27 protein-coding genes are annotated in these 26,738 nt (G+C 30.2%); 12 read left to right on the top strand and 15 right to left on the bottom strand.

Annotated features, from left to right (window positions below):
- Genes OLM55_RS07545 through OLM55_RS07505 form a run of 9 tightly spaced genes read right to left on the bottom strand, consistent with a single transcriptional unit; the run spans nt 1 to nt 9,539 of the window.
- Complete coding sequence (locus OLM55_RS07545; protein WP_264558307.1) at nt 1-1,134, bottom strand: beta-ketoacyl-ACP synthase III; 1,134 nt, start codon at nt 1,132-1,134, stop codon at nt 1-3.
- A 14-nt stretch (nt 1,135-1,148) separates the two neighbouring features.
- Nucleotides 1,149-2,051, bottom strand: a complete 903-nt coding sequence (locus tag OLM55_RS07540) for a dialkylrecorsinol condensing enzyme DarA (RefSeq protein WP_264558306.1) — start codon at nt 2,049-2,051, stop codon at nt 1,149-1,151.
- A 22-nt stretch (nt 2,052-2,073) separates the two neighbouring features.
- Nucleotides 2,074-3,720: a phytoene desaturase family protein gene (locus tag OLM55_RS07535; protein ID WP_264558305.1), complete on the bottom strand. Its 1,647-nt coding sequence runs from the start codon at nt 3,718-3,720 to the stop codon at nt 2,074-2,076.
- Between the two features lie 54 nt (nt 3,721-3,774).
- Nucleotides 3,775-4,656 (bottom strand): lipid A biosynthesis acyltransferase, encoded by an 882-nt coding sequence (locus OLM55_RS07530; protein ID WP_264558304.1) that lies wholly within the window; start codon nt 4,654-4,656, stop codon nt 3,775-3,777.
- A 4-nt stretch (nt 4,657-4,660) separates the two neighbouring features.
- On the bottom strand, nt 4,661-4,912 hold the full coding sequence (locus OLM55_RS07525) for a phosphopantetheine-binding protein (protein ID WP_264558303.1): 252 nt from the start codon (nt 4,910-4,912) through the stop codon (nt 4,661-4,663).
- 2 nt (nt 4,913-4,914) lie between these two features.
- Nucleotides 4,915-6,141, bottom strand: a complete 1,227-nt coding sequence (locus OLM55_RS07520) for a beta-ketoacyl-[acyl-carrier-protein] synthase family protein (RefSeq protein ID WP_264558302.1) — start codon at nt 6,139-6,141, stop codon at nt 4,915-4,917.
- 11 nt (nt 6,142-6,152) lie between these two features.
- On the bottom strand, nt 6,153-6,884 hold the full coding sequence (gene fabG, locus OLM55_RS07515; RefSeq protein WP_264558301.1) for a 3-oxoacyl-ACP reductase FabG: 732 nt from the start codon (nt 6,882-6,884) through the stop codon (nt 6,153-6,155).
- A gap of 5 nt (nt 6,885-6,889) precedes the next feature.
- Nucleotides 6,890-7,999: a WG repeat-containing protein gene (locus OLM55_RS07510; protein ID WP_264558300.1), complete on the bottom strand. Its 1,110-nt coding sequence runs from the start codon at nt 7,997-7,999 to the stop codon at nt 6,890-6,892.
- 22 nt (nt 8,000-8,021) lie between these two features.
- Nucleotides 8,022-9,539, bottom strand: a complete 1,518-nt coding sequence (locus tag OLM55_RS07505) for an HAL/PAL/TAL family ammonia-lyase (protein ID WP_264558299.1) — start codon at nt 9,537-9,539, stop codon at nt 8,022-8,024.
- Nucleotides 9,540-9,652: 113 nt separating this feature from the next.
- Here OLM55_RS07505 and OLM55_RS07500 point away from each other — a divergent pair, with 113 nt between their 5' ends.
- A complete protein-coding gene (locus tag OLM55_RS07500) occupies nt 9,653-10,900 on the top strand; it encodes an NAD(P)/FAD-dependent oxidoreductase (protein WP_264558298.1) in 1,248 nt (415 codons plus the stop codon).
- A 43-nt stretch (nt 10,901-10,943) separates the two neighbouring features.
- On the opposite strand, the gene OLM55_RS07495 is transcribed toward OLM55_RS07500, so the two are convergent.
- The 5 genes from OLM55_RS07495 to trxA all read right to left on the bottom strand — a co-directional run bounded on the left by OLM55_RS07495 (nt 10,944) and on the right by trxA (nt 13,255).
- Nucleotides 10,944-11,525 (bottom strand): hypothetical protein, encoded by a 582-nt coding sequence (locus OLM55_RS07495; RefSeq protein ID WP_264558297.1) that lies wholly within the window; start codon nt 11,523-11,525, stop codon nt 10,944-10,946.
- 76 nt (nt 11,526-11,601) lie between these two features.
- Nucleotides 11,602-12,210 (bottom strand): hypothetical protein, encoded by a 609-nt coding sequence (locus OLM55_RS07490; protein ID WP_264558296.1) that lies wholly within the window; start codon nt 12,208-12,210, stop codon nt 11,602-11,604.
- Between the two features lie 74 nt (nt 12,211-12,284).
- Nucleotides 12,285-12,500: a DUF2892 domain-containing protein gene (locus OLM55_RS07485; protein ID WP_264558295.1), complete on the bottom strand. Its 216-nt coding sequence runs from the start codon at nt 12,498-12,500 to the stop codon at nt 12,285-12,287.
- Between the two features lie 16 nt (nt 12,501-12,516).
- Nucleotides 12,517-12,906: a rhodanese-like domain-containing protein gene (locus OLM55_RS07480; RefSeq protein WP_264558294.1), complete on the bottom strand. Its 390-nt coding sequence runs from the start codon at nt 12,904-12,906 to the stop codon at nt 12,517-12,519.
- Nucleotides 12,907-12,952: 46 nt separating this feature from the next.
- Entirely contained in the window at nt 12,953-13,255 is a 303-nt protein-coding gene (gene trxA / locus OLM55_RS07475) for a thioredoxin (protein WP_264558293.1), read from the bottom strand.
- Between the two features lie 133 nt (nt 13,256-13,388).
- Here trxA and hemN point away from each other — a divergent pair, with 133 nt between their 5' ends.
- The 10 genes from hemN to OLM55_RS07425 all read left to right on the top strand — a co-directional run bounded on the left by hemN (nt 13,389) and on the right by OLM55_RS07425 (nt 23,284).
- On the top strand, nt 13,389-14,753 hold the full coding sequence (gene hemN / locus OLM55_RS07470; protein ID WP_264558292.1) for an oxygen-independent coproporphyrinogen III oxidase: 1,365 nt from the start codon (nt 13,389-13,391) through the stop codon (nt 14,751-14,753).
- A gap of 131 nt (nt 14,754-14,884) precedes the next feature.
- Nucleotides 14,885-16,240, top strand: a complete 1,356-nt coding sequence (locus OLM55_RS07465; protein ID WP_264558291.1) for a DEAD/DEAH box helicase — start codon at nt 14,885-14,887, stop codon at nt 16,238-16,240.
- Nucleotides 16,241-16,322: 82 nt separating this feature from the next.
- On the top strand, nt 16,323-16,895 hold the full coding sequence (locus tag OLM55_RS07460) for a pentapeptide repeat-containing protein (RefSeq protein WP_264558290.1): 573 nt from the start codon (nt 16,323-16,325) through the stop codon (nt 16,893-16,895).
- A 165-nt stretch (nt 16,896-17,060) separates the two neighbouring features.
- Nucleotides 17,061-18,896, top strand: coding sequence for a DUF262 domain-containing protein (locus tag OLM55_RS07455; protein WP_264558289.1), 1,836 nt, complete (start codon nt 17,061-17,063; stop codon nt 18,894-18,896).
- 143 nt (nt 18,897-19,039) lie between these two features.
- On the top strand, nt 19,040-19,453 hold the full coding sequence (locus tag OLM55_RS07450) for an MFS transporter (RefSeq protein WP_264558288.1): 414 nt from the start codon (nt 19,040-19,042) through the stop codon (nt 19,451-19,453).
- Nucleotides 19,454-19,501: 48 nt separating this feature from the next.
- Entirely contained in the window at nt 19,502-21,346 is a 1,845-nt protein-coding gene (locus OLM55_RS07445; RefSeq protein ID WP_264558287.1) for a PLP-dependent transferase, read from the top strand.
- A gap of 131 nt (nt 21,347-21,477) precedes the next feature.
- Nucleotides 21,478-22,014, top strand: coding sequence for a DUF2975 domain-containing protein (locus OLM55_RS07440; protein WP_264558286.1), 537 nt, complete (start codon nt 21,478-21,480; stop codon nt 22,012-22,014).
- 3 nt (nt 22,015-22,017) lie between these two features.
- Complete coding sequence (locus tag OLM55_RS07435; RefSeq protein WP_264558285.1) at nt 22,018-22,230, top strand: helix-turn-helix domain-containing protein; 213 nt, start codon at nt 22,018-22,020, stop codon at nt 22,228-22,230.
- A gap of 95 nt (nt 22,231-22,325) precedes the next feature.
- On the top strand, nt 22,326-22,640 hold the full coding sequence (locus tag OLM55_RS07430; RefSeq protein WP_264558284.1) for an HPF/RaiA family ribosome-associated protein: 315 nt from the start codon (nt 22,326-22,328) through the stop codon (nt 22,638-22,640).
- A gap of 140 nt (nt 22,641-22,780) precedes the next feature.
- A complete protein-coding gene (locus OLM55_RS07425; protein ID WP_264558283.1) occupies nt 22,781-23,284 on the top strand; it encodes a hypothetical protein in 504 nt (167 codons plus the stop codon).
- A gap of 74 nt (nt 23,285-23,358) precedes the next feature.
- Here OLM55_RS07425 and OLM55_RS07420 read toward each other — a convergent pair whose 3' ends face one another.
- On the bottom strand, nt 23,359-25,989 hold the full coding sequence (locus OLM55_RS07420; RefSeq protein ID WP_264558282.1) for a valine--tRNA ligase: 2,631 nt from the start codon (nt 25,987-25,989) through the stop codon (nt 23,359-23,361).
- A 286-nt stretch (nt 25,990-26,275) separates the two neighbouring features.
- On the opposite strand from OLM55_RS07420, the gene OLM55_RS07415 reads away from it, so the two are divergent.
- Nucleotides 26,276-26,704 carry a DUF1573 domain-containing protein gene (locus OLM55_RS07415; protein WP_264560609.1) on the top strand — a complete coding sequence of 143 codons (429 nt, stop codon included), beginning with the start codon at nt 26,276-26,278 and terminating at the stop codon, nt 26,702-26,704.
- Nucleotides 26,705-26,738: the final 34 nt, after the last annotated feature.

The following is a 26,738-nucleotide window of genomic DNA, read 5'->3' as shown; positions in this document are numbered from 1 at the left end:
TTAACAAACAGTTAAATAAGCATATGAGTAAGAGAATCTTCCACTTTCTGGAACAGAAAGTAAAACTTTATCTCCTTTTTTAAGTTTATTAGTATTCATTAACTCTTCTAACATTAAATAAATTGAAGCTGAACCTACGTTTCCAACATATTTCAAGTTCATGAACCATTTATCCATTGGTACTTCAACACCTTCATTTTTTAAAGCTTCATATAAACCTTTCACAAAGTAATGAGATGAAACATGAGGTAAGAAATATGTAATTTCTTCTGCTTTTATATTGTTCTTAGTAAGTGCATTTTTCATGCTTTCTGCACCTTTAACTAATATATGTTCATCTAAAAGTTTCACATCTTGTTTTATTGAAAAAACAGATTGCGAAAGCCATTCATTTGAACTATAATCACTCCAAGGTTTAATACTTCCATCCTCTAATTTGTCTCCACCTGCATACATACATGTTTCTAACTCATGTGCGTATGAATAAGCTTCCATCCATTCTATTCGTAATGATTTTTCTCCTCTAGGTTTATTCTCTAACAAAAATGCTGCTGCACCATCTGATAACATCCATCTTAAAAAATCTTTTTTAAATGCAATTATAGGTTGCTCTTCTAATTTTTTAAGGTTTACGATTTCATTTTCATATTTATTAGCTTGCATCCAAGTTGAAACTCTTTCAGAACCAGAACAAACTGCATTATTGGTATTTCCTGCTTTTATAGATAAATATCCAAATTTTAAAGCATTCATACCTGCATTACAAACCCCTGAAGAAGAGTTTAATTCAACAGATTGATTTTTCATTAATCCATGAACCATTGCTGCATGAGAAGGCAACAAGTGATCTGGAGTTGAAGTACCACATGAAAGTAATTCTACATTTTTTGATGTAAATTCAGCATCAAAAAGAGTATTTATAGCATTATTTGCTAAATCTGCATTAGTATGCGTAGGATTTCCTTTACTGTCTATCGCATAATATCTTGAAGTAATTCCGTTATTTCTAAGAATAATTCTCCTGGCTTTTGAGGCAGAATCATTAATTAGCCCTAAAAGAGTTTCCATTTCATCATTTGAAATAGCGTTATTAGGTAAAAATTTCCCTGATCTGGTTATGTAAACTTCAAACATTTTTATAAATACTTTTAAACTCCTTTAAAGTAAGCAGTTTGTTTTTTAATTTTATTCATCTTAAATGGATACAACAAAAGATGCAATATATAGACAATTGGCGAAATTAACCAAATTGCTACTAATAAATAAATATTAAATGCTTTTAATAGTAGATTTCTTGACTTTTTACGATTAATAATAAAATTAGCCCAAATTTTAAACATTTTATTTGCTTTGGTGTCCATTTCTACTAAAAACGGATGAATCATTACTGCATTTTCTTTCACTAAATCGTTTTGTAGACCTTCAAAGTGGCTATTTTTAAGATGTTTTTTTATAATTGCACCAAATTTTGAAGCCTCTTGAATATCTTTATCAGAAACACCTGGTTTAGGAAAAATTCCTAAATATTTCTTTTTTACACCTGTGAACATCCACTGAACTATTGTAATAACACTTATGTGATTAATACTTCTATCTACCAATGCAATATTACCCACCAATTTTGAATTTGTTGATTTAAGTAATTCTTTCATTTTTTCTTGAGCCATTACCCACATATTTCTACAGCCAATAATAGTTATTACCGGAACATTGTTTAAAATATTTTTAGCAAAAGAGCTTTTTAAAAATGAATTAATAGGAATTGAAGGCGACAAATACCATACTTGATAACCTAACAAAACTAAATCATACTTCTTTGAAAGAATATCTTGAGAAGGAGGAACTATAGCGGCTTCTTTTTGTAAAAAGGACTCAGGAAAAGCATCAAAAAAGGCAGTTTTTGACCACGGAAAAGGAAATTCATTTTCCATTTTAATTTGGTAATACGTTATCGAAACTTCATCTTCTTGCTGAAAAGGCTTTGTAATACTTTTAACAATATCTTCTAATTGCCCAGATTGTGTGTAATAAACCACTAAAATATTTTTCATGTTAACTAAATATTTAAAACCTTTAAACTTCTTTGAACGTTCTTATTTTATCAGCTCTTTTTTGATGAATAAAATTACTCCATGTTGATTCGTCTTCAGCATCAAATATGGTGATTTTTTGTGAATCGTCATTAATTAAAAGATCATCAGAATGGCAATTTAAAATTTTAGCCGCAGTTTCAATTCCAGAATAGCTAGCACCAGTAACACCGTGAGATAATGTACTAGCTCCACACAAATATAAATTTTCAATTTCTGTTTTGCTTTTGTAAGCAAATGGACCTACTTGATTTAATGTTTTTTCAGTTCCATAAACATTTCCTCTTGTAGATTGTATATAAAATTCGTTTGTTTTTGGTGTGCCTAATTCTGCTTGAACAATATGTTCTTTTGCTGTAGGAATAACTTTTTCAACGGTATTTAAAAACTTTTGAATAATTCGTTCTTTAAAAACTAAATATTCATCAGATTGATAATTCTCAGAACCTTTAAATTGCTCAAAACTAGAATAATCAACATAAGTCACAACTTCAAAATTATGATATCTTCCGTTAAAACTAACAGGATCTTTTAGTGTTGTACAACTCATAAATAGTGCAGGAAATTCATCTCCTTCTAGAATATTTCCTTTCGTTAAAGTTTCAAAATGATTATCGATATTTTCATCTTTAAACTTCCAAATATTACCCGAATCTATTCCGTATTTAGTCACATCTAAATCTAAGGTTAGAAATAAAATTAACGAAGTAACCGAATACTTTGTCTTATGTAATTTTTTAGCTAATTTTTTACTGATATTTTCTTGACCTATTAATTTTAAATAGGTTGTTGATGGATCAGCATTTGAAATGATATTTTTTGCAAAAAATTGTTCCCCATTTTCTAATTCAACTCCAACAGCTTTTTTATTTTCTACTATTATTTTAGAAACTGACTGATTGGTTTTAATTATTCCGTTATAGCTTTTTATTTTGTTTGTTAAAGCTTTAACTATACCGCCGCCGCCACCCATAGGATAAAAGCCACCTTCAAAATAATGGAACATAACTGAACAATGAACCAAAAAACTAGCTTTATTAGGTGGTAAACCGTGATCACCACATTGTGCATTTAAAATTGCCTTTAACTTAGGATTTTTAATATGCCAATCAATTACTCTTTTTAGTGTAAAAAGTCCGAATTTACCAAAATGTTTTGTTCGAAATGGAACTGTAATATTTTGCCAAAAACCTTTTAGTTTAGGTATTAATTGAAGTTCGGTATTTACTTTTTGTATTAAGTTTAAATACTCAATTATATTTTTCTTTTCTTCAGGAAATTGTTCAATTAAGTTTGATTTTAGGTTTTCAATTCCTGCAGGGAAATCATATTTTTCAGCACCTATATAACAATGATCGTAGCCTTTAGTATTCATTCTAAAGAAAATTAAATCATTTGCAACACCAAGACTTTTATATAAATTTTCGGTAGAACTACCTTCGTCTAATAAACCAATATAATGCACACCAGGACTAAAACGCTGTCCATTTAGAGTAAAACTATGACACCAACCACCAGGTACACTATGTTGCTCTAAAACCAAAACTTTTTGCCCTGCACGAGCTAAACAAAGCGCTGTTACTAAACCACCTGCACCAGAACCAATAATTATTGAATCAAATTCTTTCATATTTTATTTATAGCTAAAAACCTGAAGAATCGAAATTCCAGCTTATTAAAATTATTAATTAAGTTTATCCCAAAAATCGAAATAATTAAACCATTGAATTGGGTATTTTTCTAAGATATATTCAACACTTTCAAGATACGCGTTTAATAATCCTTGCGCGTCTCTATGTTTTGCATTTGATTCTTTAGTATATAAATGATAATGTAAATTATCTTCTTTCATAACGTAAACAAAAACAACAGGAACTTGCAAACGAGAAGCAATTAAAAAAGGTCCGGCTGGAAAGTTAGCTTCTTCACCTAATAAATTACCTTTTAAACATTTTACCCCTTCAAAATATCTGTCGCCTGTAAAACAAATAAGTTCGTTATTAGACAAAGCATTGTTTATGTCATATATGTGAGACAAATCGTCTTTGACAATTATAAATTTAATTGTAGATCTTTTTTCAGATATGCTTTCTAAATAATTCTTAATAACAGAATGTTCTTGATCTGTAGTAACAAGGCTAATTTGGCAATCTAAATCAATTTCTGCAAAAAAATGTTCTGCAATTTCAAAATTACCAACATGAGCGCTTATTAAAACACCCCCTTTTTTTTCAGCTAATAATTTTTTTAAAATATCTATTCCATCAAATTCGTAAGTGAACTTATTTCTTAAACCTGCATTAATTGCTGTTTTGTCTATAATTGTTTGACCAAAAGTGAAGTAACTTTTAAAGACATGAATTTTAGATTTAAAATAAGAATATTTTAATCTTTTATTAAAGTAATAAAAAATAGCTTGGTTACTCTTTTTAAGGAATAAAAAATAATAGGAGGCTACAAAGTAAAGCACAAAATAAGCGGCTTTAATTCCTAACTTCCTAATACAAAAAACAAATATTTTATAGCCTAGTAGTGTTCCTTTAGACTTTCCGTCCCACTTACTCATAGGATTAAACCTTAGCTTTTATTTTATTTTCAATTAAATCGTAAAAATCTTGAAAAGATACAACGCCTACAAAATCTGCTTCACCTAATTTTACACCAAAATTAGCTTCAATTGTAACTACTAAGTCTACATAATCTAAACTATCTAAGCCTAAAGTATCTTTTAAATTAGCTTCAGAAGTAATTAAATCTCCATCAACCTCAAATTCATCAACTAAAAATCCATTAGTAATCTCTATAATTTCTGCTTTACTCATTTTTATTTTTTAAATTTTTTAACAATTAATGCTGAATTTGTCCCACCAAACCCAAATGAATTTGACAAAAATATATCAATTTTTTTATTTAATGTAGAAGAAACAATATTTATTTTCTTTGAATCTTCATCTGGATTTTCAAAATTTATATTTGGCGCTACAAATGAATTTTCCATCATTATAGTAGAGTAGATTAGCTCGCTTGCTCCTGCCATCCAACATTCGTGACCTGTCATAGATTTTGTAGAACTTACTGGAGTGTTACATTCACCAAAAATTTCAAAAATTGCTTTTGCTTCGTTTGCATCTCCAACTGGTGTTGATGTTGCATGAGCATTGATATAATCAATATCTGATGGTTGTAAATCAGCTTGCTCTAACGCTCTTTTCATTGCTGTTGCCGGTCCTTCCATATTTGGAGTAGAAATATGACCTCCGTTTGAAGAAAAACCATATCCCATAACTTCTGCAATAATTGGCGCTCCTCTTTTAACTGCAGATTCGTAACTTTCTAAAATTAATGTTGCGCCACCACCACTGGGTATTAAACCATTTCTTGAGACATCAAATGGTCTTGAAGCTTTTGACGGATTTTCTTCATCTGGCGAAAAAACACCTAAACCATCAAAACTAGCCATTGCGTATTTATTAATTTCTTGAGCTCCACCGCAAATAATCATTTCTTGAAGTCCGCTTTTTATTAAATGATAACCTAAACCAACTGAATGCGAACCACTTGCACATGCAGCACTTATAGTTAAGTTAATTCCTCTTAATCTAAATATAGTAGAAAGATTCATTGTAACCGTAGAGTTCATGGATTTAAAAATAGCTCCAGAACCTATTAATGTAGTATCTTTTTTTTCTCTAATAATATCTGTAGCTTCGATAATTGCCATTGAAACACTATCGTTACCGTACAAGATACCTACTTCATTATCATCAAAATAGCTATCTTCAATTTTAGCATTTTTTAATGCTTCAATTGTAGCCATGTAAGCGTATTCGGTTTCCTCACCTATACTTATTCTTTGTCTTCTACTTAATAAATTTTTTAAATCTGGTCTTGGAACCATACCAGATAAAGCAGAACGAAAACCAAATTCTTTACGCTCTTCATCATATTTAATTCCTGATTTACCTTCATATAAAGATTGCTTCACTTCTTCTAAAGAAGTTCCTATACAAGAATAAATTCCCATTCCAGTTATTACAACTCTTCTACTCATCAAATAATAATTTATGAATAAATACCACCATTTATATTAATAATTTCACCTGTGATATAACCTGATTTTTTTGAAACTAAAAAACTCACTAAATCAGCAACTTCATCTGCTTCACCAAAACGATTTGCAGGTACCATTTTAATTAACTCTTTTTCATCTAAATTACTCGTCATATCTGTACGAATAAAACCTGGAGCAACTGCATTTACAGTAATATTTCGTTTTGCAACTTCTTGCGCAAGCGCTTTTGTTGCTGCAACAACAGCTCCTTTTGCAGCAGAATAATTGGTTTGACCTGGTGTTCCTTTTACTCCAGAAACAGAAACCATATTTACTATTCTACCGTATTTATTACGCAACATTTTTTGGATGAAAAAATTAGTTACGTTGAAAAATCCATTCAAACTTGTGTTGATTACTTTTGACCAATCTTCTGGTGTCATCCACATGAAAAGTCCGTCTTTAGTAATTCCTGCATTATTCACAATTACCTCAACAATAGCTTCAGGGTTAGCTTCTTGCCATTTTGTTAAAACAGATGAAACCTCTTCAAAATTTGTTACATCAAATTGAATAATTTCTCCTGTTGCTCCTTTTTCTTGTATTGCTTTTAAAGTTTCATTTGCAGCATCTGCATTTGATTGGTAATTTATCAAAATATGATAATTACTATCTTCTGCTAATTTTTGGCAAATTGCGCTACCAATTCCTCTAGAACCACCTGTTACTAATGCACACTTCATATATTTTATTTTTGAAATAATTCTGCGTTTTCAAACCACTGATTTCCTAATACTGAACCATCAGTTTTTAAATAACCCCAACTTTTATCTTTTTTGACTCTAGCAATTCCTGCTACGAATCCTTTTTCTTCTTTTCTAAAAATACCAAAACCACCAGCTGTTATTTGATAATTTGTTGGAATTACTAATTTTCCATTTACATCAATAAATCCCCATTCTTTATTTTTAACTGGTGCTAAACCGTCAGCACTAAAAACCTCAGCATCTTCATATACATAATCTATTATGACGATGCCTTTTTTATTAACAAATCCCCATTTTTTACCAACTGCAACTGGTGCTAAATCTTTATAAAAACTTTTTGCTTTATCAAATTTGGCTTCAATAACCCAATTCCCTTTTGTGTCGATAAAACCTATTTTTTTATCTTTTCTAGCATAAGTAACCTCTTGGCCGTTAAAATCCCAAATTTTATCTACTCCTGCAACTGGCACAAAACCAGTTGAATGAATTACACCAAAATCATCACCTTTTCTTCCCCAAGTCATATTGTTTGAATACTCTCCTATTTCTTGATATTCTAATGGTACAATTACTTTTCCATCTTTATTTATAATTCCCCATTTATCGTTATCTCTAACTCTTGCAAAATTTCCATCAAAAGATTTAATAACATCATATTTAGGTTGTAAAACTGTTTCCCCTTTAATATTAATAAGCCCAATTTTATCACCTTGTTTTATAAAGGCAATTCCATCTTCAAAATCGTAAAGTTTATCTGACGAAGGCATTTTTAAAGTTTCTCCTTTTTTGTTGATATAAATCCATTGCTTGTCTTTTTCTACCACACAAACTCCATTATCAAAATATTTAACATTTGAAAATTGTGGTTTAATAACAAAAGTTCCTTTATTATCAATAAAACCCCATTGACCATTTTCTTCTACTGCAGCTAAACCGTCAGAGAAGTTTTTTGCTACTTTAAATTTAGGCTGAATTACAAAATCTCCAGATTTTGATATGTATCCAAATTTTCCATCTTTTCTAATTAAAGCAATTTCTTGTGCAAGAATAGTTTGGGAAATTAAAATCAATAATAAAAATATCTTTTTCATTTTCAAAAGGAATTAAATTATTTTACTTCATTAAATAATCTTTAACTTGCTGTACAAAAGGGTACATTACTTGATCTTCTTTAAAAGTTGGTATTATTTTTCTTACTTCGTTATACATTTCTTTTGTAACAGACGAAATTTCATTTTTAAATTCTAAAGCATCAATAGCTTGTACAATTGTTATTAACTCAATTGCTAAAACTTCAAAAGCATTTTCAATTACTTTACTTGTAATTACAGCTGCATTTGTTCCCATACTTACAATATCTTGGTTATCATTATTGTTAGGAATACTATGAACATACATAGAGTTTGAAAGCATTTGGTTTTCGGCAGTAGTTGAAGTTGCGGTAAACTGTACTCCTTGCATTCCAAAATTAAAGCCTAGTGTACCTAAGTTTACAAATGGAGGCAAAATTTCATTAATTTTTGAATTTAACAGATAATTCAATTGGCGCTCAGACAACATTGAAAGCTTTGTTACCACAAGCTTTAATTTATCCATTTCTAGTGAAATATAATCTCCGTGAAAATTACCGCCATGGTAAACATGTTTATTTTTAACATCAACTATTGGATTATCATTAGCCGAGTTAATTTCGTTTTCTAATACTTTTGCCACTTCATTTACAGTATCTAAAACTGGTCCTAAAATTTGAGGAACACATCTAAGTGAATAATACTCTTGTACTTTCTCTTTAAACACTTCTTCTTTATTTTCTCCTGAATAAAGATGCTCTTCTCTTTTCCTAACTAGTTTACTGTCTTTTAAATTTGTACGCATTCTATTTGCAATTTCTTGCTGTCCAAAATGACGTTTTGTATTATTTAATTCAGAAGATAAATGATCATCATAAGCTTGAACAATTTCGTTAATTGCACAAGAACATTTAATTGACCAATCCAATAATTTTTCAGCATTATTAACATTTACAATTCCTATTCCTGTCATTACAGAAGTTCCATTCATTAAAGCTAAACCTTCTCTAATTTCCACTTGAATAGGTTCTAGTTTTTCAATTTCAAAAACATCTTTAGTTTGTCTTCTTTCACCTTTGTAAAAAACTTCTCCTTCACCAATTAATGTTAATGCTAAATGAGCTAACTGAACTAAATCTCCACTTGCTCCTACTCCACCATGTTCAAAAATAAGAGGTGTAATATCTCTATTTATAAATTCTTTCATTAAATGAATTACAGAAGGATGAACTCCTGAATTTCCTAACGAAAGTGTATTTAAACGAGCTAAAATTGCTGATTTAACGTTTACAGGACTTAAAGGTTTTCCTGTACCAGATGAATGACTTCTAATTAAATTATACTGTAATTGAATTCTATCTTCATCTTTGATTCTATATTGAGCCATTGGTCCAAAACCAGTATTTACTCCATATATAACCTTGTTTGTAGAAAATTCTTTTAAAAAATTAAAGCTCTCCATTACACGGTTTTGAACCGCATCACTTACTTCAACTTCTTTATTTTCAAAAACTATCGTTTTAAATTCCTTTAAACTCAAATACTCATTAATAATACTCATTCAATTATACTATTTATTAGCAGAAAACTTGTCTTCTGCTTTTTTATTTAAAATTTATGTGCTTAATTTGATGTGGCAAATATAATATAATTAAAAATAAAAATAGAGAATTAATGACTAAAGAAGAAGTAGATGTTTTAATTATAGGTGCGGGCCCTTCGGGTTGTGTTTCTTCGTCTTTTTTACATAAAAACAACATTAAAGTTAAAGTTGTTGAAAAAACTAAATTTCCACGACTTGTAGTAGGCGAAAGTTTAATTCCTAGAGTTATGGATCATTTTGATGAAGCTGGCTTATTACCTGCTTTAAACAAAATGAATTTTGAAAAAAAATTAGGCGCAAGATTCATTAGAGGTGAAGAAATTTGTGTTTTTGATTTTAGTAAAAAATTTGGCGAAGGTTGGGATTGGACTTGGCAGGTTCCAAGAGCCGATTTTGATAAAACACTAGCTGACGAAGTAATTAATAAGGGAATTGATTTAGAATTTGAAGCCGAAGTAACTGCTGTTAGATTTGAAGGAACAAACTCAATTACTACAGTTAAATCTAAAAACGGAGAAGTTAAAGAAATTCACGCTAAACACATTATAGACTCTAGCGGATATGGTAGAGTTTTACCTCGTTTGTTAGATTTAGATACGCCTTCTGGTTTAGATCCACACTCTTCTATTTTTTCACATGTTGTAGATGTTAATCGACCTGAAGGTGAAGAAGGTACTTTAATTTCATTTGATATTTTAGAAACTGAAGTATGGTTATGGGTTATTCCATTTTCAAATGGAAATACAAGTCTTGGTATTGTAGCACCTACTACTTATATAAATTCGCTTTCAGAAAATAAAGACAATGCAGAAGCCTTAAGAAATGCTATTCAATTATCTGAATTTTATATTAAAAGATTTGGTAATACAGAATTTCTTTTTGAACCAATAAAATTAGAAAACTATTCTCGATCTGTTAAGAAAATGTACGGCGATGGTTTTGTTTTAACCGGAAATAGTTCTGAATTTTTAGATCCAGTTTTTTCATCGGGAGTAGCTTTTGCTACCGAATCTGGAATATTAGCTGCAAAATTAATTATTAAAGAATTAAATGGCGAAAAAGTAGATTGGGAAATAGAATATTCCAAATACATGAAAGATGGAATTGGTGTTTTTACAACTTATGTAAAAGAATGGTATACTGGAAATTTACAAACCTTATTTTTCCACCAACCTGAAAACCCTGAAGTAAAAGAAAAAATATGTGCTGTTTTAGCCGGTTATGTTTGGAATAAAGAAAATTCTTTTGTTAAAAAACACGACAATGTTATTAAAAACATGGCTTATATGATTAATCTTGAAAAAGAAAAACAACAATAAAAAAAAACCTAGTATAATACACTAGGTTTTTTTATTCTTTTATTTATAAAAATCGTTTAAGTTGAATTGATAAGTTTTTAGCTAATTTTTCATAAGCATTTGTTACTCTACTGCTTAAATTATTATTAAAATGTTCTTTTTCAATTCCAATTACTTTTTCAAACATAACCTTCGTAAGAACTTTATTTGGGTTGTTTGTTTCAAAAACTGAAATGATTACTGAAATTTTTGAAGGCTCCATAAAGTATCCTGGATAAATCCAAACAGTACTTATGTTCATTGTATACTTAGTTTCATTGTTTTCTAAAAGTATAATTTCTCCATTAGAAAAACGATTATTAAAATAACTTATAAAAGCTGGTTGATATTTAGATGTTCTGCTTTCAAACCATTCTTTTTTAAATTCTTCTGCCTTTCCTTCTTCATTTTTTCTTTTATCCATTTTTTCATTCAAATACATCTCTTCTGATGCATATCCATGAACTTCAATATGTGAATAATCAAACGTAATATTATACTCTGAAATTCCTTTTAGATTTTTAAGATTACCACTTATTGTTTTATAGCGCTGAGCAAAACTAAATGATGAGATAAGAACAATAAATAATAACGTAGACTTTTTCATTATTGAATTTTAAAAAAACGAAAATAAAAAAAGCCTAGTAATAATTACTAGGCTTTTTAAAATTATTTAAAAAAAATTATTTTACATTTTTCAAAATTAATGCTGCTAATGTTTTTCCTGTTTTAGCAAAACCTTCTCTAATTCTATCTTCATTACTAAATGATCCGCCAAAAACATCTCCAGGTGCGTTTTCACTAGTTAATTCTAATAAAACATTACTTCTGTTTGCAGTTTCAACAAAACGTAAAACTGTAGTTACTTTAGCTCCTTTTTTAGCCATAACAACGTTATAACCTGGGTACATCCAAACAACATCAACAATTAAAGTATATTTAGCACTTTTTAAACCTTCTTGAAAAGTAAGATCTTTCTTCTTTTTAGTCAAAACAATATTTACTAATTCAGTAAATTTTGGTTGCCAAGCTAATTCTTTACTTGCTTCCCATTTTTTTGCCCAAGTATCACCGTTCCCTTTTGCTTTTTCATTTAAATCAGCAGTTCTTTCTGCAACATATTGATCTTCAGTTAATTCTTCTTTCATTAGTTTTAAGTTTTCATAAGAAAACTCTACATTAACTTCTTTTTGACCAGCTAAAAATTTATAATCTCCACTTTTAACTTTTACTTTCTGTGCCATTCCAATTGAAGAAACCAATAACACTGCTAAAATTGCAATTTTTTTCATTATAATTTGATTTAGATTAAATATTATGTAAATAAAATATTATTTTTTTATATAAAAAACTTTTAAGGAAAAAATTATTTTTTCTTAGCTTTTACTTTACATGTATTTATTCCAAAAACCGTGTATAAAGGACAAAACTGTATAGAAGAAGTAAGAATTAATACTAAACCAACTGCTAATAATCCCCATTTTAAATTTCCATCAAAAGAACCTGAAAGCGCTAAAATAACACCTATAATTCCAAGGATAATTCGCAAAAAGCGATCTCCATTACCAACATTTTTTTTCATAATTATTTTGTTTTAATTAGTTTTCAATTGGTTTATCTGCTTGTTTCCAGCTTGTAATACCACCGTCTAAGTCTGAAATATTTTTAAAACCCTGAACTTTTAATTTAGAAGCAGCTTTTGCACTTCTTCCACCTGATTTGCAATACACCATAACAGGTTTTTCTTTATCAAGTTTTGCCATTTCAGCATCAAAATTATCGTCCATAACATTAACATTTATTGCATTTGGCAAATGTCCTTCAGCAAACTCTTCTGGTGTTCTTACATCAACCAATTGTACGTTTTCAACGTCTAATTTTTGTTCAAATTTATCTGAATTTAAAAGCTCAACTCCATCTGTTTTAGTTTTTAAACAAGAGACTAAAGAAAATACTACTAATGCTAAAAAGGCAATTTTAAATTTCATAGGTAATAAGATTATTATTTATTTTGGAAACTAATATACAAAAAAATTAATTTAAATGTTCACGAATTATTTTAACCAAATCATTTCTACCTAAAACTCCAGATTGTCTCCATAACATTTGTCCGTTTTTAAACAAAAGCATTGTAGGAACACCTCTTACCATAAACTCAGAAGCTAAATCTTGATGTTGATCTACATTAATTTTAATAATTTTTACATCATCTTTTAAAACCGCTTTTACTTCTTGTAAAATTGGAGCTAAAGTTTTACAAGGTCCGCACCAATCAGCATAAAAATCTACTAATGTTAATTGTTCCTGACTTATTATTTCATTAAATTTTGCATTCATAATTTTAAATTTTAAACAAATTTACAACAACAATTAATCCAAATATGTAATATATGTTACATTTATGACAATATGACAATTATCATTTTTTATTGTTTTGTACTAAATTACTTTTGATTTAAATTCTCAAAGCATGCAATCTTCATTAGTACAAAAATATAATGTTCCAGGACCAAGATACACCAGTTATCCTACGGTGCCTTATTGGGAGGAAAATACATTTTCGTATTCTAATTGGAAAAAATCCTTAATAGAAACATTTAATCAATCTAATTCTACTGACGGAATTAGTCTTTATATTCACTTACCTTTTTGCGAAAGTTTATGTACTTTTTGTGGCTGTCATAAGCGAATTACAAAACGTCATGAAGTAGAAAACCCCTATATTAAAGCAGTACTAAAAGAATGGGAATTATATTGCGATTTGTTTGATGAAAAACCTCTAATTAAAGAAATTCATTTAGGCGGAGGAACTCCAACCTTCTTTTCTCCTGAAAATTTAAAAACTTTAATCTATGGAATTACTAAAGAAAGTATCATTGCAAAAGACCATGAATTTAGCTTTGAAGGCCACCCCAACAATACTTCACGCGAACATTTACAAACTTTGTACAATTTAGGCTTTCGTCGAGTGAGTTTTGGTGTGCAAGATTATTCTGAAAAAGTACAAAAAGCCATTCATAGAATTCAACCATTTCATAATGTGGCAAAGGTAACACTTTGGGCAAAAGAAATTGGCTACACTTCTATCAGTCACGATTTGGTTTTTGGTTTACCTTTTCAAACACTTGAAGATGTTTTAGATACAATTGATAAAACCAATTCTCTTCATCCAGATAGATTAGCATTTTACAGCTACGCTCACGTGCCTTGGATAAAAGGAAACGGTCAACGAGGTTTTAATGACGAAGATGTTCCTAAAGATGATGCAAAACGCCAATTGTATGAGCAAGGTAAAATTCAACTAGCAAAACATGGTTTTCACGAAATAGGAATGGATCACTTTGCATTAGAAAACGATTCTATGTTTACTTCTTTTAAAGAAGGAAAACTACATCGTAATTTCATGGGTTATACAACTACTAATACCAAATTAATGATTGGATTAGGCGTTTCGTCAATTAGTGATAGTTGGACAGCATTTGCTCAAAACGAAAAGGTTTTAGAAGATTACTATGCGCGTTTAGATAAAGATGAAATCCCAGTATATCGCGGACATATTTTAAATAATGAAGATTTAATCATTCGCAGACATATTTTAAACATTATGTGTCAATTTCAAACTTCTTGGCATAATGAAAGTGACCAATTTCCAGAATTAGAAGCTGTTGTAGAGTCTTTAAAAGAAATGGAAAAAGACGGTTTGTTACAGTTTAACAAAAATCAATTAATTGTTTTAGAAGAAGGAAAACCGTTTGTTCGTAATATTTGCATGGCATTTGACCTGCGTTTAAAACGAAAAGCACCACAAACGCAATTGTTTTCCATGACTATTTAGGCTTTGGTAAATACAAGAAATACTTAGACCTGACAGGTTTTGGAAACTTGTCAGGTGTATAAACAACTTTCTAAATTCTAAATTCTAACTTCTGATTTTAAAATACTACCTTTGCGGCAAACGCATTATACATGAAAACATTTCAGGATTTTGATTTACCAAAATCATTACAAAAAGCTTTAGATCAATTAGGCTTTGTTGCTCCTACTCCTATTCAAGCAAAATCATTCTCGGTAATTTTATCAGGAAGAGATATGATGGGAATTGCTCAAACAGGAACAGGGAAAACTTTTGCTTATTTGTTACCCATTTTAAAGCAATGGAAGTTTCAAAAAACAGACACTCCTAGGGTTGTAATTCTAGTTCCAACACGTGAATTAGTAGTACAAGTTGTAGAAGAAATTGAAAAGTTGACCGAATTCATGTCGGTTCGTTCATTAGGAATTTACGGAGGTGTTAACATTAATACCCAACGTAAAAACTTAGCCGAAGGCGTTGATGTTTTAGTAGGAACTCCTGGTAGAGTTATGGATTTAGCCTTAGATGGCGTTTTGCGTTTTGATGTTCTTCAAAAATTAATCATTGATGAGTTTGACGAAATTTTGAACTTAGGATTCCGAGTGCAATTAACTTCTATCTTGTCGATGATGAAAACTAAAAGACAAAACATTTTATTTTCGGCAACCATGACCGAAGACGTAGATGCTATTTTAGATGAATTTTTTGAATTTCCAGAAGAAGTTTCTTTGGCTCCAAGCGGAACACCATTAGAACAAATTACTCAAAAACTATATCATGTTCCTAATTTCCTTACGAAAGTAAATGTAATTAAGCATTTATTGGCAACAGATGAAACTACCGAACGTGTTTTAATATTCGTAAACAACAAAAAGTTAGTAGATGTTGCCCACGAATTGATTAATAAAGATTTTCCTGATCAATTTGGAGTAATTCACTCTAATAAAACACAAAACTATCGTTTGCAATCGATGGCGAGTTTTCAAAGCGGCGAATTGCGTGGTTTAATAACTACCGATGTTATGGCGCGTGGTTTGGATATTTCTGATATTACTCACGTTTTCAACTTACAATTTTCGGAAGTACCAGAACAATATATTCATAGAATTGGTCGTACCGGTCGTGCCGATAAAGAAGGTGTTGCCATAAGTTTTGTTGCGCCTTACGAAGAAGATAAATTATTGGCTGTTGAAGAATTAATGAATCAAGAAATTGATGTTGTTGAATTTCCTGAAGATATTATTATTGAAGAAAAGAAATTGGAGTTTGAAAAAGACAAACGCAAGCTAAAAGGAACTTCTAAAAAACCAGCTGTTGATGAACGTGGTGCTGCTTTCCATGAAAAGAAAGACAAAAACAAAAAAGTAAACCTTGGCGGACCTTCTAAAACGAAAACCAAAAAAACGGCTCCTCGTAACCGTGCTGTAGAAGCAAAACGTGCTGCAAAGTTTAAGAAAAAGAAAAAATAATTTAATAACACTAATTAGCACTAATTTTCACTAATCATTTCGTGGTAATTCGTGCAAATTTGTGTTAAGTCAAAAAACAGTAATGGCATCAGATTACATACAAGACGAACAATACAACGGAAATCTTTTCACCGAAGAAGATATAAAGTACAAAGAGTTTGAAAACTGCACGTTTACCAACTGCGATTTTAGAGCCTGTACCTTTCAAAGTGTGTATTTTTTTGATTGTGTTTTTGTAGAATGTAATTTTAACGATACCAAAATTAATTACGTTTCCTTGCGTGGTGTTGAGTTTAACAAATGTGACTTTACCAATGTTAACTTTGCCATGACCGACCAAGTAATTTACGATTTTAACTTTACCAATTGCTTACTCGATTATGCTAAGTTTTACAAACTAAAGCTAAAAAGAATGCGTTTTATAGGCTGTAGCTTAGTGGCAGCCGATTTTATGGAAAGCGACCTTACCGAAGCCATTTTTGATAATTGCGATTTACGCCGCACCGTTTTTATAAAAACCATTGCCAACAAAGCCGACTTTTCTACCAGTTACAATTTTACCATTGACCCAGAACAAAACAAACTAAAAAAAGCACAATTCTCTACTGAGGGCTTAAAAGGTTTGTTAGAAAAATACGATTTAGTAATACATTAGTTGTTGAAAACTTAACATTTATTACAGAAAATATAGCGCCATTTAATATGGCGTTTTTCTTATATTTGAATTTATAAATTTGTACAAACGAAAACAAATACTTATAAGCGTTTATGTATAGCGCATATAAGTTAGTTGGGCAACATTTAAGAAACATCAAACTAAATGATAAAAAATCATACTAAAACAGATAATTGGAGTGTCGAAAATTTAGTTAATGCTATAACCGATAATTCGAATAAGAATAAAATTTTAATTCCAAAGTTTCAAAGAACTTTAGTATGGAGACCAAATCAAAAAAAGGAATTTGTAGATTCAATTAAAAATGGTTTCCCTATAGGAGCCTTACTTCTATATAAAACAAAAACTGAATCTGACATCACTTACTACACGCTAATTGATGGACTTCAAAGGTCAACAACCTTAAAACAATATTCAGAAGCACCAACAAGTGATTTATTCTTTGATGATACCAATATAGAAACTTCTATAATTAAAGACTTAAAAAATTTAATAGACAATACTGTTGAAATTGAAGATTTAACAGAGTGTATTGTCAAATGGATTACTAGTTTAAAAGGTTTTGAAGAATCAAAAGGCTTTAGTTCATTCTCTTTATCTGATCATTTAAATGAAACTTTAGAATTAAATAAAGATCTGTCAGGAATAAAGGAAATGACGCAAAAACTTGTGCCTTATTTGGAAAAAATTAAAGACGATTCCAATATTTCATCCTTTAGTATTCCTATATTGATTTATAGTGGTCCAGAAGAAAATCTACCCACAATTTTTGAAAGACTTAACTCAAGAGGTACACAATTAAGTAAATATCAAATTTATGCAGCTGCTTGGCAACATTATGAATTATTTACAATTTCAAATACAGAGATTATTGATAAAATCAAAAAGAAATATGAACTTCTAATAGAAGAAGGTTATGAAGTAGAAAACTATGATGGTTCTAAAAAATTCTATACAACAAAGTTCTCTAAATTTGAATACTTATTTGGTTTAGGCAAGTTATTAGCAGATAAATATGTTTACCTTTTTTCAGGTAATTCCAAATCAGAACAAGAGGACTCTATTGGTTTCAATATTACAAATATCTGTTTAGGCAAGCCTTTTAGCGAAATGAATCTTTTGCCAAAATTTCTTGCTGAATACAAACTTGAAGATTTTGAAAAATGCATTTTCAATTCAATTGAATTTGTCAATGATTGTTTAAAAGGACAAATCGCATTGAAAATGAATACTACAAAAAGAATTTCAATTGTACACACAGAAATGCAAATAGTTTCAATGATTGGTAAAGCATTTCATTCACGCTATGATGAAAACTTAAAAGAAAAAGATAATTGGAAAGATTCAAAAACCAAATTAAAAAAGAATCTTAAATTTCATTACCTATTTGATATTTTAAAAGAATCTTGGAAAGGTTCAGGAGACACAAGAGCTTATAACTTAATAACCTCTGATCGTTATGAAAATGAAATTAGCAAAAAACAATGGGAAAATCTTTTTGAGGAGTGGCTAGAAAATGACTTACTTAAAAAAGAAAAAACAAGAGTTAATATAAAAGATAGTTCTATTCTTTTTTACAAATATTTGTACACTCATACACTTTCTGCATACGAAGAATTATCAGATAAATCGTTTGACATTGAACATCTAGTTCCTGTAGGTAGATTAAAAGCATTAGCAACTGATAATGGTCTACCAATAAGTGCTTTTCCAAACCTTTGCTTACTAGACAGTAACTTAAACAGAAAAAAAGGAGACGAAACTTATTATGAACATTATGATAAATTAATTGAAAAGGAAGAAAAAACAGAAGAACAAGCTAAAATTGAATTGAAAAATATTGAGGGCTATTCTTTCACAGAAGAAAATGATCTTGAGTTTGTAAAAACAGACTTTACTTCTGAAAACTATGTTACTTTTCTGAAAAACAGATTTAACGTTGTGACAGAAAAGTTTTATGAACATTATGAAATTAAATAAAAACTATTGCCAACAATGACTATAAGTAATTGCTTGTTCTCGCCTACTTCTGAAAATCCTCACGGATTTTCAGTTTGGTGTGTACTTGCAAAGTTAAGTGCTAACCCACGCAACTACTCATAGCCGAAACCGTTAAAAGCACCATGCAAGAAAAAATCAAAACACTTAAAATCATACACCTTGCCATTTGTGGTGGTGTTATACTAGCTTATGTTATTTTAGGGCAAATAACCTCGTTAGAAGCATTAAAACTTCCCGAAATAGATAATGATTCCATTATATATTTACTAATTCCATTTATGGCATTTTCAGTAAGTAACGTATTGTTTAAATCACAATTAAAAAAGGCACATCCAAAAGCCAGTCTAGAAGAGAATTTACCTGTTTACCAAACTGCTTGCATTATGCGTTGGGCAATATTAGAAGGTGCAGCTTTTGTTTTGTTAATCTTAAAAAAAGAATTTATCGTTTTTGGTATATTGCTAATTGCTTACCTCCTATTTTTACATCCTACAGAAGAGAAAATTAAGAAAGATTTAAACATTTCTCATTTTTAAAACTTAAGCATTTAACGTAACTTGCAGGCTTATCTAATAACGATACTCATGGAAGACCAAAATATGCTCAATTTTATAACAAATGTATTAGAAAATATGCCAACAGGCTGGTTAAACATTACCACGCATCGTTTGGATATTTATGAAGAAAAATTAGCCAAAACACAGTTTTTAGAGCAATTTGAAAACTTGTTTACAAGCAATAATGCTCAAGCAACTGCTTTAAATGAATTACCTACAGCTTACGATTATATTCGTTTAGGTCATCCTTTATCGTGTGTTTTAGAATGGGCAATTGCAAAATCGCATCAACTAAATGCTGAAAATGTAATTAGTTTTTCTTCTCAAACCATGCCTATTTTGGCTATTCTAAGAAAAAATGCTTTAGCAAATAAAAACACCCAAATTCTTTACACCGATAATCTACCTTCTTGTTTTGATGCAAATATTTTAAAGCAAGTATATGGTTATACTTTTGAAGTAAAACAAGTTCAAAATGCTGATGAAGTTGCTACTTTTAACGGAAGTACCGTTTTTATTTCTAATCCAAAAAAAATAGAACCTTTACAGTTAAACGAAAAAATTGATTTTTATATTAATTTATACGAAAATCTTGGAAGTGTTTTATTGGTTAATGGCAAACAAAACGAAAGTTACATTTCTGAAATTCAGCATGTAAGAAGAAGAGAAACCATTGCAATGACACCAGCCAATTGTTTTACTGCGTTAAAAATGATTATTGGCCAATCTCATTTTGAAAATACAAGCAGTAATGTTGCTGCAGATAAGTCAAAAGTGCTTCAATCAATAAAAGAAATCACAAAAGCGAGTACAAAAGCATTAGTTGCTTCAAGTGGTTTGTCTATTCAGTATGCCATTTTAATGGGATTAGTCGATGATGCTTTAGAAAAACACAAAGGAAAAGCTATTAAAATTATTGTGCCACCTAATTGCTATGGCGGAACAAACGATCAAGCAAGACGAGTTGCTGCCAGCATTAATAATGTTGAAATTGTCGATTTACATGTCGATGGCGGAAACGATATGGTGCAAAGCATTGATACTGTTTTAGCTAAAATAGCTAATGAAGATGCTGTTCCATATATTATTGCTGAAATTCCAACCAATCCAAGAGTTGAAGTTCCAAATCTTTTGCATTTAAAAGAAGTTTTAAGCGCTAAGCGTACTACTGCAAATGGAGCAACTGCCATTGAACCTGTTTTTATTTTAGATCAAACGTTTTGCCCTAATGTACACTTTTTAGGAGAAGATGATATGCTTTCAAGCGTTAAAACCATTTCGTTTGCAAGTGGTTCTAAGTTTCCTAGTGGCGGAAAATGTACTTCTGGTTACTGTGTAGGAAATAAAAAAGCCGAAGCCTTAATTGAAAAAATAGAAAAGCATTTATTACTTTGTGATAATGAAGCTACTCCGCTACAGTATGAAATTTTAGCAGAACAATTGCCTTCAATGAATCAACGAATTAACGATGCGTATAAAAACACGCGCGAGTTTGTAAATTTCATTCATGAAAAATTACCAACGGCTAAAATCAATTTCGTATCTGAAGAATTAGCGGCACAAGGATTTACACCATCTGTATTTTCATTAGATCTTCCAACAAAAGGAGCTACCGATGAAGAAAGAGAAACGTATAAAAGAGCGTTGAATCTTAAGTTGATTAACTTAATGATTACTGAAATTCCTAATGAAAGTAAATATTGTGTTAGTTACGGACAATTAAAAGGGTGTTATTGGACTATTCCTGCAACTTCTACACAAGGAACTACAAAAGAAGGCGACAAAGATTATATTGCTCGTGTGGCACTTTCTGCCAATATGGATTTAGAATTACACAAAAAAGTCTTTTTAGATTTTGTAGAAAGTATTTAGAAAATAGATCATTAGTAAACATTAAAAATCCTGATTCATCATCAGGATTTTTTTTTAATAAATAATTAATTTTTATTGTTTATCAATAAATATTTATTATTTTTGACCTTTATTTTAAATCATAATCGATTATGACAAAAACAAACAACTTCGTATTTAAAGCCTTAACAATTGTAGCTTGGATCATATTTGTTGGTCTGTGTATTGAAGCAGGAGGCTTAGTGGTTAATTTCTTTTTCAGCATTTACAAACCAGATTTTGTCCAAAATCTATATCAAAAATTAGATTTGAGTGAAATGTATGAAAGCAACAAATGGATTTTTTATAGTATGTATAGTTTTATTCTCTTTATTTCAATTTTAAAAGCAGTCTTATTTTATGTAGTTGCTAATCTGGTTACCAAAATTGATTTATCAAAACCGTTCAACAATTTTGCTTCAAAACAAATTTTACAAATTAGTTATTATACATTTTCAATTGGACTTATAAGTCACATCGGACAACAATCTGCAAAAAACTTAATACATTATGGTTTTGTTACAAATAACTTAAATCAGTTTTGGGCAGACAGTGAAGCATTTATTTTAATGGCAGCAGTAATTTATATAATTGCTCAAATTTTTAAGAAAGGTATTGAAATTCAAAACGAAAACGAACTAACTATATAAGTTATGGCAATTATTGTAAACTTAGATGTAATGATGGCAAAACGAAAAATGTCGTTAAATGAACTTTCAGAAAAGGTAGAATTAACATTGTCAAATCTTTCTATATTAAAAACTGGAAAAGCTAAAGCAATTCGATTCAGCACACTAGAAGCGATATGCAAAGCATTAGAATGTCAGCCTGGAGATATTTTAGAATATGAAATGGAAAGTAAATAAAGTATTATAAAATAAAGTTAATCTCAATGAAAAATTTGTTGTTTTGAATGAAAATTCGTAAATTCAATTAATTATTAATCTAATATTTAAACTATATGATTGTACAAATTAACACCGATAAACATATTGAAGGTTACAGTAGAATGAATGAATTTTTCTCTGAAGAAGTAAAAAAAGAATTTGCTCGCTTTGATAATAAAGTAACACGAGTTGAAGTACATTTTGGAGATGAAAATGGAGATAAATTTGGTAAAAACGACAAACGTTGCCTTATTGAGGTTAGAGTTGAAGGAAAAAGCCCTATTGCTGTTACAACTCATGCTGATAAATCAGAAAAAGCGTTTAATGAAGCAATTGTTAAAGTAAAACGCTCACTTGATAATACTTTTGAGAAAATGCGCGGACATTAATAAATAGAAAACGGACAACACTTTAGTTGTCCGTTTTTATTTTAAAAACCTTTATTGTACTAATATCGCTTTTTGTATCTTCGCCCAAAATTACGAATCTAGTTGAAGAAGATTCGGAAAACTTTAGAAAACAATTAATTATGTCATATCAAGTTTGTTCTTGCGAAGGTTTAAATCCGAAATGTGAAAAATGTTTTGGTAGTGGTTACATGAAAGTTAAAAATTCAGTAAAAACGGAAACCAAAAACAAAAAAATAATTTCTAAAGACCATCTAAAACCAGAAGTATTACTTTCAAATGATACAACGAACTTGCATCACAAAGAAATTCAAAATATTGCCGATAAAATTATTGCAACTTTAGATTTAAAATCGATGCAACAAATGCGAATGCTTCATTCTATTCCTTTTAACACTACCACTTTTCGAAGAGATTTTAAAGATAAGTTTGTAAGTTTTGGAATTATGGAAGAAGAAAAACGTGCTTTAAGAAGTGAATTAGATAAACTTGCGAAAGAATTGACTAAAAATAAATTTCAAGCTAATTTTAAATTCAATCATTTACTATCAGATATTGACATTGATGTAACTTCAAACCGACAGCTTAAAACCTTATTACGACAATATAAAAAGCTTAATAAATAAAATAAAAAAGGACAATCTTATCGATTGTCCTTTTTTTATTGAGATTCTGAAACAAGTTCAGAATGACAGTACGTTTATTTTAAACTAGCCAAACTTTGTTCAATTGTAGCAATCTTAGCTAAAGCATCAGCTTCTTTATTTCTTTCGTTTGCAATAACTTGTTCTGGTGCACCAGCCACAAATTTTTCATTATTTAATTTTCCTTGAACCGATTTTAAGAAACCTTGTGTGTATTTCAATTCAGCTTCTAATTTTTCAATTTCTGCAGCTACATCAATATTTCCAGCAATAGGAATAAAGTACTCATTCGATTTTACTCTGTAAGTTAAAGTTCCATCAACTGCTTCATTAACGTATTCTAAACTTTCAACATTACCTAACTTAAGAATAACTGCATCAAAAGTAGTCGCTACTTTTTCATTATTGATTACTTTTAAATCGATAACATCTTTAAACGAAATGTTTTTCTCTTTACGAATGGTTCTAATTCCAGAAATAACTTCAGCTGCAAAATCAAATTCAGTAATTAAATTTGCATTTGTATCTTTCATGGTCGGCCATTCTGAAATAATCAACGCTTGCTCTGGAGTTCTTTCAGCAATATGTTGCCAAATTTCTTCCGTTAAGAAAGGCATGAATGGATGTAATAATTTCAAATTAGCTTCTAACAATTCGATGGCTTTATCAAAAGTAGCTCTATCAATTGGTTGTTGGTAACCTGGTTTAATAATTTCTAAGAACCAAGAACAGAAATCGTCCCAAACCAATTTATAAATACTCATTAAAGCATCTGATAATCTGTATTTTTCAAAGTTATCTTCAATTTCCGCTAATGTTTGTTGCAACTTGGCTTCGTACCAATCGATTGCGATTTTAGATGCCTCTGGTTGTGCAATATCTGCTACTTCCCAACCTTTAATTAATCTAAAGGCATTCCAAATTTTATTAGCGAAAGCTTTACCGTTGTTACATAACTCCTCATCAAACATAATGTCGTTTCCGGCTGAAGCACTTAAAAGTAATCCAACTCGAACGCCATCAGCTCCAAATTTTTCAATTAATTCTAATGGATCAGGTGAATTCCCTAATGATTTTGACATCTTACGACGTTGTTTATCACGAACTAAACCTGTTAAATACACATTATTAAATGGTTTTTTATCGGTGTATTCGTATCCTGCAATAATCATACGAGCTACCCAGAAAAATAAAATATCTGGACCTGTTACTAAATCATTTGTTGGATAATAGTAGTTGAATTCTTCATTTTCTGGATCTAAAATCCCACCAAAAACAGCCATTGGCCATAACCATGAAGAGAACCAAGTGTCTAATGCATCCGCATCCTGCTTTAAGTTGGCAGTGGTTAAAGCAGCGTTTCCTGTTCTTTCTTTGGCTAAAATTAAAGCCTCTTCAATATTTTCTGCAACTACGAAATCTTCTTTACCGTCACCATAGAAATACGCTGGAATTTGTTGTCCCCACCAAAGTTGACGCGAAATATTCCAATCTCTGATATTTTCTAACCAATGACGGTATGTATTATTGAATTTACTTGGATATAACTTAATTTCTTCTGTTTCTAAAACCGCTTTGATGGCAGGTTTTACCAATTCTTCCATTTTTAAGAACCATTGATCCGATAATCTTGGTTCGATAACCGCTTTCGTTCTTTCTGAAGTTCCTACTTTATTCATGTGGATTTCAGTTTTCACTAAAACTCCAGTTTCTTCTAATGCTGCCGCAACATTTTCACGAGCTACAAAACGATCTTGACCTTCAAATTGTAATCCGAAACTATTTAGCGAAGCATCTTCATTGAAAATATCGATGATTTCAAGATTGTGTTTGTTCCCTAATTCTTTATCGTTAACATCGTGAGCTGGAGTTACTTTTAAGCAACCTGTTCCAAATTCAATATCAACGTATTCGTCTTCAATAATAGGAATCACTCTATTACAAATTGGAACAATAGCTTTTTTACCTTTTAAATGTGAAAAACGCTCGTCATTAGGATTGATACAAATGGCAGTATCTCCAAAAATGGTTTCCGGACGTGTTGTTGCAATGGTTAAAACATCGTTTGAACCTTCTACTTTATAGTTGATGTAATATAATTTTCCTTGACGTTCTTCGTGAATTACTTCTTCATCAGATAAAGTCGTTTTCGCTTCTGGATCCCAATTTACCATTCTGTAACCGCGGTAAATCATGCCTTTGTTGTATAAATCCACAAAAGATTTGATTACAGAAGCAGACATATCTGGGTCCATAGTGAACTTCGTTCTGTCCCAATCACAAGAACATCCTAATTGCTTAAGTTGCTCTAAAATTGTTCCACCGTATTTGTCAGTCCAATCGTATGCGTGTTTTAGAAATTCTTCGCGCGTTAAATCGGCTTTGTTTATTCCTTCCGATTTTAATTTTGCTACTACTTTTGCTTCGGTTGCAATAGATGCGTGATCTGTTCCAGGAACCCAACAAGCGTTGAATCCTTTAAGTCTAGCTCTACGAATTAGAACATCTTGAATGGTGTTGTTCAACATGTGTCCCATATGCAGCACTCCTGTCACGTTTGGTGGAGGAATTACTATTGTATAAGGAGTTCTATTGTCTGGTTTTGAATGAAAATAGTTATTTTTCATCCAGTAATCGTACCATTTTTGTTCTACTTCTTTTGGATTAAACTGTGCTGGAATTGACATTATTAAATTTATTTAATTTGTTTATTATTTTGTTTTACAAAAACGAAAATGGTTTTCTAAATAGCCCTGATAGCAGCTTGCTACCTTGTAGCGCGAATAGCAGGAAAATGGATCCCAAAAAAGCCAAACCTTTCGCTTCAAATGCATTAAATTTAAAGTTTGGTATTGTTTTTGCAATTAACTATTTGCAAAAGTAACGATATCAGCTAAAATAAAAAAGCATTTATATATTTGTTCTTTGCGAGAAAGTGATTAAATTTACAGAAACCTATTAATTAAAAAAATGATGAAAAAATTACTTGGATTGATTACTGTTTTAGTTATTAGTTTTAGTTCATATGCTCAAACTGGTGCAAAAATAGAATTTAAAGAAGAAACCATTAATTATGGTGAAGTTGTAAAAGGTGTTGATGATGGAATTCGTGTATTTGAATTTACAAATACTGGAGATGCTCCTTTGATTATTTCTAATGTAAAATCGAGTTGTGGATGTACTGTTCCTAGCAAGCCTAAAGAGCCTATTTTACCTGGGCAATCAGAAAAAATTACGGTTCAATACAATATGAACCCAGGTCCTATTAGTAAAACGATTACCGTTGAAAGTAATGCAGTTAATAAACCAAATGGTGTGGTGCCATTAAGAATAAAAGGAACTGTTATTGTTAAAGAAGTGGTTAGTCCGCTTGAGAAAAAGAAAAGTTTTCCTCAATCGTAACAAATAAAAAAAATCCCGATTTAAATTGGGATTT

The sequence above is a fragment of the Flavobacterium sp. N2270 genome (assembly GCF_025947225.1).
In the GTDB taxonomy this organism is placed as follows: Bacteria; Bacteroidota; Bacteroidia; order Flavobacteriales; family Flavobacteriaceae; genus Flavobacterium.
The sequence above is the reverse complement of the archived record's forward strand: the minus strand, read 5'-3'. Positions and strand labels throughout refer to the sequence as shown.